10 protein-coding genes and 1 pseudogene are annotated in these 10,006 nt (G+C 58.8%); all 11 read left to right on the forward strand.

The window, feature by feature from the left end; all coding sequences use genetic code 11:
- Positions 1 to 962: DUF2345 domain-containing protein (locus FLQ44_RS16550; protein ID WP_147695285.1), on the forward strand; the 962-nt coding region annotated here is incomplete at its 5' end.
- Positions 962 to 2,395 (forward strand): hypothetical protein, encoded by a 1,434-nt coding sequence (locus tag FLQ44_RS16555; protein WP_147695286.1) that lies wholly within the window; start codon positions 962 to 964, stop codon positions 2,393 to 2,395. The genes FLQ44_RS16550 and FLQ44_RS16555, both read left to right, overlap by 1 nt.
- Before the next feature lie 13 nt (positions 2,396 to 2,408).
- Positions 2,409 to 3,401, forward strand: a complete 993-nt coding sequence (locus FLQ44_RS16560) for a hypothetical protein (protein WP_147695287.1) — start codon at positions 2,409 to 2,411, stop codon at positions 3,399 to 3,401.
- Positions 3,402 to 3,403: 2 nt separating this feature from the next.
- Positions 3,404 to 3,700, forward strand: coding sequence for a hypothetical protein (locus FLQ44_RS16565; RefSeq protein ID WP_147695288.1), 297 nt, complete (start codon positions 3,404 to 3,406; stop codon positions 3,698 to 3,700).
- A 44-nt stretch (positions 3,701 to 3,744) separates the two neighbouring features.
- Complete coding sequence (locus tag FLQ44_RS16570; protein ID WP_206208935.1) at positions 3,745 to 4,383, forward strand: hypothetical protein; 639 nt, start codon at positions 3,745 to 3,747, stop codon at positions 4,381 to 4,383.
- 215 nt (positions 4,384 to 4,598) lie between these two features.
- Complete coding sequence (locus FLQ44_RS16575) at positions 4,599 to 5,744, forward strand: DUF2345 domain-containing protein (protein WP_439144939.1); 1,146 nt, start codon at positions 4,599 to 4,601, stop codon at positions 5,742 to 5,744.
- Position 5,745: 1 nt separating this feature from the next.
- Positions 5,746 to 6,762 carry a hypothetical protein gene (locus FLQ44_RS16580; RefSeq protein WP_147695291.1) on the forward strand — a complete coding sequence of 339 codons (1,017 nt, stop codon included), beginning with the start codon at positions 5,746 to 5,748 and terminating at the stop codon, positions 6,760 to 6,762.
- An 8-nt stretch (positions 6,763 to 6,770) separates the two neighbouring features.
- Entirely contained in the window at positions 6,771 to 8,066 is a 1,296-nt protein-coding gene (locus FLQ44_RS16585) for a DUF3396 domain-containing protein (RefSeq protein ID WP_147695292.1), read from the forward strand.
- 247 nt (positions 8,067 to 8,313) lie between these two features.
- A complete protein-coding gene (locus FLQ44_RS16590; protein ID WP_147695293.1) occupies positions 8,314 to 8,826 on the forward strand; it encodes a hypothetical protein in 513 nt (170 codons plus the stop codon).
- Positions 8,827 to 8,991: 165 nt separating this feature from the next.
- Positions 8,992 to 9,807 (forward strand): PoNe immunity protein domain-containing protein, encoded by an 816-nt coding sequence (locus tag FLQ44_RS16595; RefSeq protein ID WP_240801316.1) that lies wholly within the window; start codon positions 8,992 to 8,994, stop codon positions 9,805 to 9,807.
- Between the two features lie 40 nt (positions 9,808 to 9,847).
- Positions 9,848 to 10,006 (forward strand): annotated as a pseudogene (locus FLQ44_RS24450) (phage baseplate assembly protein V); the annotation flags it as partial.

A 10,006-nucleotide genomic window follows, 5' to 3' on the forward strand; every position in this document is an offset into this window, starting at 1 on the left:
GCGCCCTGGCCCTGGCGCAAAGCCTGGCCGACACCGCCAGCGCCCAGCTCGCCGACCGGCAGGAAACCGGCCCCGCAGAAATCAAACCCGACAACAGCCCAGGCGCCAAAAAAACCGACGGCCACCTGCAGCACCACGCCGAAGCGCTACGTGCCTGGGAAGCCGGCAGCAACACCGACGCAGACGGCAAAACCGCCAAAGATCAAGCCGGCCAGCAGCCGCTGCTCATCCTCAGCGCCCCGGCAGGGTTGGCCGCATCAACAGATAACAGCCTGACGTTGGCCGCAGGCAGCAATATCGACAGCGTCGCCCTGCGCGACAGCAACCAGACCAGCGGCCGCCGCTGGCTGCACAACGTCGGCCAGCACATCAGCCTGTTTGTGGCGGGGGTAAAAGACAAAGTCAGCCTGAAGCTGATTGCGGCGAAAGGCAAAGTGCAGATTCAGGCGCAAAGCGACGCGCTGGAGCTGACGGCGGATAAGGATGTAACGGTCACGTCGTGCAAAGGCAAGGTGGTCATCGCCGCCAAGCAGGACATTCTGCTGGCCAGCGGCGGCGGCTACATCAAGCTGTCTGGCGGCAATATCGATATCCACTGCCCCGGCAATATCAGCATCAAAGGCGCAAAGCACGAGCTAAGCGGCGGGGGGAGCCTTGCGGCCAACCTGCCACCCTTGCCACAACCGGGCAAACACTGGATTGCGGCAAGCTTGATGGATGCAGACGGCCAACCGGTTACCGGGGCCAAATACAAGATCCGTTTTGATAGCGGCATGACGCATACCGGCGTGCTGGATCAATCCGGCATTGGGCAGCGCCACCAAGCCGTGCCACTGGAACCCGCACAAGTCACATACGAATTGCCGCCACCAAAAAAAGAAACGGCGCCAGACCCATTAAAACCATTGCAGCAGCACATTGAACAAAAGCTACCCGCTGGCGGCAAACAAGGAGGTGCCTGATGGACGATCTGGAACAAGCCCTGGCCTGGTTCCGCTCGGCACCCAAAGGCTGGATGGATGGTGCAGGAAACAAGCTGGAAGCCACCGGCCAATGGATATGGGAGGTCATACAGGGCGATTTCAACGATAACCAGAGCACCGGGCAGATTGCAACAGGCACACTGATTTCGATGATCCCGTTTGTCGACCAGATTTGCGATGTGCGGGACCTGGTAGCCAACTGCCGCAATATCCAGAAAGACAGCAACAATACCGGTGCCTGGGTAGCCTTGGCGCTAACGCTGCTGGGGCTGTTTCCGGTGCTGGGGTCTTTTGCCAAGGGCGCACTCAAAGTCATGTTTCTATACCTGCGCAAGGCAGGTTTTGATGCGGCAGGCAAAGTCGCCAACAAGAAAGCCTATGATGCGGCCATTGGCGGGCTGAACAAACTGCTGGACCAGCCTGCTGTTCGCAAGACCCTCAGCGCCTTGCGCATTTACAACCCGTATCGCTATCTGGCAGAGCAAATTCGCTTACTGAAGGGCAAGATCAACCTGCAGGCGCTCATGAAAAAGTTTGACGAGCTAGCCGATGTTGCCAAAGCCATCCTGCAACGGGCGGCGGACTGGGGGCCATCATCGATCAAACAGCCCATCCAGCGCACTATCCAGATGATTACAGACGTACGCAGCAAGGCCAATGAGGGTCTGAAAAAGGCACTACAACCCCTGAATGACACGCTGGAGAAGCTGGCGAGGCGACTGGACATTGAGGGTGACAAAGCGTACCGCGCGGTAGTGGACAGAGTGAATTCGCACACCTTCCGTCGTATCGACGACGCGACCGAGGCGGCGCTGATCCGTGAGCACAGGCCCAAGTGGGCGGATGTTACCAAGCACGTAGCATTTCCTAAATTGAGGAATTTACCCCCTTCTGCAAATGCCAAAATCCACGCCGGCTGGCCGAACGTTGATGCGACCAACGGGCCGCTAAAAGAAGCATACAAAACCTTTGACCGCAGCATGCGCGCCAGTGAGGTGCTGCCGGGTGAAAAACTGTACCGGGTGGTAGATCCCAAATCCAGCGACAACAGCATCTGCTGGATGCGCGAGGCGGAATTCAAGGCACTAACCAGCAAAGCTGACTGGCGGCGAGGCTTCGCGGTCAAGAAAGGCTGGAACGATAACGGCGAATACGTCACCTATACCGTACCGCCTGGCCAACCGCTCAAAGTGTGGGAAGGCAGGGCTGCAACTCAAGACTTCAAGGGTGCAGAAGACATCAAGCTCGAAGGCGGCAGCGTGCAGATCGTGCTTGACCCGGCCCAGCTGCAAAAGGAATACACCGGCAAGCGCCAGGCTACCGGCTGGGGCTATACCGACCCGGAATTCCCCGGCGATACCGATGCCTTCATCGGCATTCCACGCCTGACCCACAATTGGTACGGCAACTAATCAGGAAGCAAAAATGAAAGCCCAGATCATCCCGCAGGAATGTTACCTGCTCGAATACCTGACCTCGCTGGAACACTTCTGCAATATCCGTGATGCGATGATTGAGGCGGTGAGATTAGGCGAGCAGGCGCTCAACGAATACATGCAGCAGGCGCCAGCCGACCTGCGCCGCCAGCACACCAGTTTGCAGCCCGATATCGTCTGGGGCGGGCGGGTCTTGCCCAATATTCGCGAAAGCCGCGACATGCTGATCCAAGGTTGTATTTTACGCAGTCACAATGATCCACAGGCTTTCCGCGGCATTGTCGGCACGCACGGCAGCGACATCAACAAAGGCATCAGCGACTTCTACGCCGACTGGATGCCAGAGCCGCTGGGCAAGATGTTCTGGGATGCGCTGTACAAGGCATGCGATCTTGATTTTCCGACAGGGGGGGCACTTGGCGCCGAATGGCAGGCCGGCGATCTGAGTTGGGGACTCAAGATCGACCCACAGAGCGGGGAACTGGGCGGCGTATTGAAAGGGGCAGGCTTGCGCCTACCAGAACGTATCCCGCTGTACGAGCTGGATCCTTCGGTGGTGATCCGCCCCGGCGACAAGGTTCCCGAATGCGGCATCTACTTGCCCGACGCCGACAATGCCTGCACGCAGTTTCTGCACTTCGGACAAAGCGCTTTGGAGAACGAGCTGGAGATCTGGGTCCGACAAGGGCTAGTGAAGGATGAATACGACTGGTGGATTGAAGAACGAAATATCGTCCCCCCCACCTGGACACTGATCCGCCGTGTACCAGACCGCTACATCGCCGTACCACCAGAAGGCTTCTACCCCAAAGACCAGCCCAGTACTGGCCGCGTCGCGGCTGGCCAGCCCTGCCCCCAAGCAGGCACCTGGTGGACACCCGCCAAACCCGACGCCCGCCGCGCCTTCACCCAGGGCGACATCATGCCGGACTACCCCGACAGCCGCTACGGTGCCACCATCTGGTACCGCGAGGCGGAGTAAACATGCCCCAACTGCACCCGCAAGAATGCTTCTTACTAGAACGCTATACCTCGCTGGAATACATTGGCGCCCTGCGCGATGCCTGGCGTGAAGTGGTCCGCCTGCACGAACAGGCGCTGGATGAATTCATGCGCCAGGCACCGGCCGACCTGCGCTCGCGCCATTTATCGGAACAGCCCGATGTCACCTGGGGCACCGTGGTATTGCCAAACTTCAGAAGCACCCTGCAAAGCCTGATGAATGCCTTTATCTACCGCAGCCATGACGATCCTCGAGCGTTTCGGATTGGGGGGGGGTGACCTATGACTTGTGCAAAGGTGCCGTGGAGTACTGGAACGGCTGGATGGGTCAGGACATGCTGGATCAGATCGATCCATTTGAACGCGAGGCCATCAAGCGCGACAGCAACCTGCGTATCACATGCCGGGACGTGGGATGGGAGGAAGGGAATTTAACCTACCGTTACACTGATGATGCGTGGGGACCGTTGGCACTCCCCGCAGCCATCCCTGCGTATGAGCTGGACCCCAGCGTGGTGATACGCCCCGGTGAGCCAGTGGTGGTGACCGGGCTCTACCTGCCCGATGTCGAAAATGCCTGCGCCCAGTTCCTGCACCCCTACCGCACCAGACAGCTCGAACCAGAAGCATTGAAGAAGCTGGGCATGGGAGAAATCTATGTCACACAGGGACTGAAAAAAGACGAGTATGGAGACTGGGAAGAAACTCAGGATGTCGTCCCCACCTGGACACTGATCCGCCGTGTACCAGACCGCTACATCGCTGTGCCACCTGAAGGCTTCTACCCCAAAGACCAGCCCAGTACTGGCCGCATCGCGGCCGGCCAGCCCTGCCCCCAAGCAGGCACCTGGTGGACACCCGCCAAACCCGACGCCCGCCGCGCCTTCGCCCAGGGCGACATCATGCCGGACTACCCCGACAGCCGCTACGGTGCCACCATTTGGTACCGCGAGGCGGAGTAAGGTTGGCCGCATGGGCCACATGCAAGCGCTCTTTGACAAGTCACAGCCTCACCCTGCGGCCAACGTGGTCGACACCTTGACCGCATCAAAATCCACGCCCCGACGAACACCCCAACACCGGCGCCGGCTGGGGCCACCAGTTTCTGCCCCGCATCGGGCAAGAAGTCCTCGTCCACTTCCTCGAAGGCGACATCGACCGCCCCCTCATCAGCGGCGTGCTCTACAACGGCAGCCACCCGCCACCGCAATTCAGCGGCAACGGCTTCGAGCTGCGCACCGACCACCACGGCGCCATTCGCGCCGGCCACGGCCTGCTGCTCTCCACCGAAGCGCAACCCGGCGCCAGCGGCAAACAGCTCGCCCGCGACGGCGCCCAAAGCCAGCTCGACAGCGCCCTGGCCCTGGCGCAAAGCCTGGCCGACACCGCCAGTGCCCAGCTCGCCGACCGGCAGGAAACCGGCCCCGAGGAAATCAAACCCGACAACAGCCCAGGCGCCAAAAAAACCGACGGCCACCTGCAGCACCACGCCGAAGCACTACGTGCCTGGGAAGCCGGCAGCAACACTGACGCAAACGGCAACACCGCCAAAGATCAAGCCGGCCAACAGCCGCTGCTCATCCTCAGCGCCCCGGCAGGGTTGGCCGCATCAACAGATAACAGCCTGACGTTGGCCGCAGGCCGCAATATCGACCACGTCGCCCAGCGCGACAGCAACCAGACCAGCGGCCGGCGCTGGCTGCACAACGTCGGCCAGCACATCAGCCTGTTTGTGGCGGGGGTAAAAGACAAAGTCAGCCTGAAACTGATTGCGGCGAAGGGCAAGGTGCAGATTCAGGCGCAAAGCGACGCGCTGGAGCTGACGGCGGATAAGGATGTAACGGTCACGTCGTGCAAAGGCAAGGTGGTCATCGCCGCCAAGCAGGACATTCTGCTGGCCAGCGGCCGCGGCTACATCAAGCTGTCTGGCGGCAATATCGATATCCACTGCCCCAGCAATATCAGCATCAAAGGCGCGAAGCACGAGCTAAGCGGCGGGGGGAGCATGAGCCTCTCCTTTAGGCCATTTCCAAAATATGAGCCACCCAAAGGCCCGTTTACGGCACGCTACCAACTGTTCAAGGACGATCACCGCCCCTATGAGGGTTATCGCTATCAAATAGTAAACCGCGAAGGCACTGTCTTGCAGGAAGGCCTCACCGATAGCCATGGCTGGACTGCCTTTGCAGACAGCGAAGAGCAAACCGGCATACGGGTACTCAAATCTGTCATGCGCGAAAGTGAACGCATTACCGAAGCATGGGAAAGCAAACTCGACACAGCCGTCCGACGCGCAATAACAGCCAGCAAAGCGGGAGACTGACATGGCGATACCGGCAATTGTGTGGGGCATCATCGAAGTCGTAGCCGCTGCTGTCACTGCCTACGAAATGTACGACTTGGGTAAAACCCTTTACGAAGACGTAGAAAAATACAGCCGAAACCTTGAACAAGCCAAAGCCGAGTTGCGCAAACAGATTGAATCGATCAAGAAAGAAATTGGCCAGAATATCGATGAAAAAATGGAACGTGGTTTTCTGGCAGCGCTGACCGAGCAAGATAAAGGCCAACAAAGCGAAAACACCCGCCAGGCCAAAGGCCGCGGGGCAGGTGCCCCCGAAATCATTGCCGCCATCAAACAGCCTATTCCGTTTCGCCAGGTGATCAGCATGGTATGCGCCAAAGCGGACAAAACCCCTGCCATCGGCCTACGCCGCAAAAAAGGCGTCACCATTAAAGACCTGCCCAAAGCCAAACAAAAGGTACTGATGGAGCTGCTGGCATTAAGCGCAGAAGAACTGGCAGGGATCAGCGATATCGACCAGTTTATCGTGGTGCGACTCAAGCAACTGGTGGCCAACTTCATCTTCGAATTCATTGACGAAGTACTGGGCTGGAAAAGCCCGCTCAAGGCCGAGGTTTGCTTTGGCCCAAGTGCCAAATTTGACGACCCCAAACTGGCCGGTGCCACGCGACTACTGCGCACTGGCAGCACGCTGAACCCGTTTTACCCGGCCCCATACCGCCAGCGCGGTAGCTGCAGTGCCGACCTGGCGATACCCGATTACCGCAAACAGCCCCTAAAAAAGGACAATCTGTTTGCCATTATCGAGATCAAGTTTCCGGGAGATCGCATCAAGGCGGATCAGTTCGAGAACTACGGAAGACTGGCCGATACTGCTGCCAAAATCAAAACCGATGCCGCCTCGCTGGTTCGCACTAATGGCCAGAAAGGTGTAGGCACCGGCTGCCGGGTAGCATTGTTCCGCTATCCGGAAGATGTGGCGGTAGATCAGAAACCTGCCGATGAACCCAAGCGCAGCAAGAAAAAGACCAAGTAAGGAAGACCATGAGCACCAGCGAGCTGTATCTGAGCGAAGAGGAAATCGCGGAATTTATCGCCGACACCAAGGCGGAGACGCAGACTTTTTATGGTTACGAGAGCCAGGAATACGGCGTCTGCCCCTACATCACCTTCTACGTCTACCACGGCAAGGAAGACTTCCTGCCCCTGTGCCACGAAGTAATCGAGCTGCATCAGGAGCTGCAAACCCTGATCGACTCGCCGTACAAAAAAGTCTACAACAGCAAGACACAAGCCTGGGTCAAAGCCACGCCGGAGAAACTGGGGCGCGAGATGCTGCAGCAGCATGCCAAGTTGGCCGCAGACGATGCTTTCCAGTCATTTAGGATTTGCGCTACAGACATGGAAAGTCCCTCCGCTTCTTCTAGATGGGCGCTCTATGCATTCGTTGATTATGTACCACAAATGCACTACAGCTTTGTAAAAATCACCTTCCGCGACAGCTGGTATCGCAATAACAAAGCCACCTGGCATGCCTTCGTCAAGCGCTGGCTACAGCGGCTGCAACCCGAGCAGTGCTATAGCGGCTACGAAATCGGCACCACCACCATCGGTGTGATGGGCGCCTACGAGAGCGATGTGATGGAACGCATCTGCGCCGAGCATTTCTACGGGCTAGACATAGACCACCCTTGGAAAATGGGCTTCCAATACAACGACGATGAGGACGGCTGGGTCAATCATGCAGCTCTTGGCTCCGGCATCCGCACGCCAACCTGGAGCTTTCTGCTTAGCCCGCTATGGCGTAGCAAGCTGGGACTCAGCGTAGCCGAGGTCAAGGCACGACTGGCGCACCCGGATATTCATATCAGCGAGATACCGTACCCTACAGGCAAGCACAACCCGCATGGCGAACAGGCGCTGTGGATACAGCTGGGCGAATTGAGCCTGTACCCGGTAGACGAAGGCTTGCCGGAGCTACCCGTTATCGCCAATGCGCTAATCAAACCGATACGCTGCGACCTCCTGCAACTGTTTACGCTGGACCCATGGGCCAACGACCCCAACCCACGCTTCGACTTTGAAAACGGTCCGCTGTGGATGGCCCGCTTCGACCCGAACAGCCAGTGGCCCACACCGCAAACACGTCGACCTATCATGCCGACCTTGAATAAGCCGCAAGCCGGCCGCTGTGAAGCCAACGCCCCCTGCCCGCAGGCCGGTACCTGGTGGACACCCGCCAAACCCGACGCCCGCCGCGCCTTTGCCGTGGGTGACATCATGCCGGACTACCCCGACAGCAGCTACGGCACCACCATCTGGTACCGCGAGGCGGAATAAAGGTTGGCCGCATGGCCCACATGCAAGCGCTCTTTGACAACACACAGCCTCACCCTGCGGCCAATGTGGACAACACCTTGGCCGCAAAGCGGGCAACACCAACCCGGCCAAGCTCAACGACCAGCACCAGCTGGTACAGCTATGGCCATCTACCTTCAGCAAAGCCGGCATCGCCGCCCTGCGCGCGCGGGGCCGGGGGATCGATGCGGTATGGCGCACCGGCGGCAAAACCGGCAAGCCCTATGCCGTGGTAGAAGCCAAAGCCAGCGCCAACCCCACCCGGCAGCTGAAAGACCTGCTGGGCGATGCGGCAGATAAGGAAGGGGCGGATGGTCAGGGTGATAGCAGCACTCGACGCGGCCGTCGCCAGCAAGGCAGAGCAGGTTCAGCAGCAAACACAGGCGGCTTGTCCCTGCCAGAAAAACCCCAACGCCAGACCGATGGCCGCGTGACGCAGATGAGTAACTCATGGATCAGAAAGCGTCTGCAAAAAGCAATTGGTGGAGGTGAGTCATTCCGTAATGAAATTGTGCAAGATGGCTACACGCGTCATGTCCTGTTCTTCAGCATCCCGCAAGCAGCTGGCCATGCCATGGCGCTATCGCGCTGGGTAGCCGGGCAAAAACCCGCTACCGACACCCACAAAGCGCACGAAGTCACACGCGAATGGCGCGACGCCGAGATCGACAAGGTGGTCGACAACCACGCTGGGCTGGCTAGCAAACAGCGCGATCACCGCAACTTCTCGAAAATTGGATAAGTGATGGATATTGATAAGTTTATAGAAAACCGGCGGCAAATCTTTCTTGCCATAGAGTCATATAACCGCAGCAGCCCAGCATTACGGGACGGTATTGAGTTATTTATCAAAAATCCAGTAGGCAATGGGCGCAACCTAGAAGAACGCTGGCTTGGCGCAAAAGAAATGGTCGCTATGCAGTATTGGGATTTATTCCTCCTCAACTACACCGCCGGCCACCCCATCCTAGCGCTGCGCGACGAGCTGGAAACCGTGATCCGCGCCATCGAGATCTACACCGACGCCCTGCGCGACTGGCACGGCAACCCGCACTACCCGCCCTTCATGCTCGACGAACTCGACCATTACCAGCAGCTCATGCAACTCATCGGCCTGTGCTACCTGCTGCACCGCCAAGACCTGCTGCCCAGGTTGGCCGCACTACAGGATGGCTACTTTGCCGGCGAAGACGTGCTCTACGAGGATTTCTTATATTTTGGCTTGCCCGACTCAAGGTATGAGGCCGAGATACTGACACATACCAAAGCCTATACCGATCTGGTTGATGCTTTGTATGCCGATCTGGATGGCAAAGAAAAAGCCGAAGCCCACCTGTTGCAATACATCAAACGCTGGTACAAAACCAGCATGAAAGGCCTGCCCTGGCACAACGCCCACCTCGAAGCCAACCAAGCCGGCTACTACGGCTATTGGAGCTTCGAAGCCGGCGCCGTCGCATTCCTGCAAGACCTCGACGACCACGCCCTGCGCGACTTCCCCTACTACCCCAAGGACATGGTCGACTGGGCGCGCCAGTTCAACCCCGACAGCCACATCAACCAGCTGGGCCGCTGCCAAGCCAACGCCCCCTGCCCGCAAGCCGGCACCTGGTGGACACCCGCCAAACCCGACGCCCGCCGCGCCTTCGCCCAGGGTGACATCATGCCGGACTACCCCGACAGCAGCTACGGTGCCACCATCTGGTACCGCGAGGCGGAATAAAGGTTGGCCGCATGGCCCGCATGCAAGCGCTCGTTGACAACGCACAGCCTCACCCTGCGGCCAACGTGGTCGACACCTTGACCGCATCAAAATCCAGTTCCACTGGCAGCACCCCGACGAACACCCCAGCGCCGGCGCCGGCTGGGGCCACCAGTTCCTGCCCCGCATCGGGCAAGAAGTCCTCGTCCACTTCCTCGAA

The sequence above is a fragment of the Vogesella mureinivorans genome, from assembly GCF_007644035.1.
In the GTDB taxonomy this organism is placed as follows: Bacteria; Pseudomonadota; Gammaproteobacteria; order Burkholderiales; family Chromobacteriaceae; genus Vogesella; species Vogesella mureinivorans.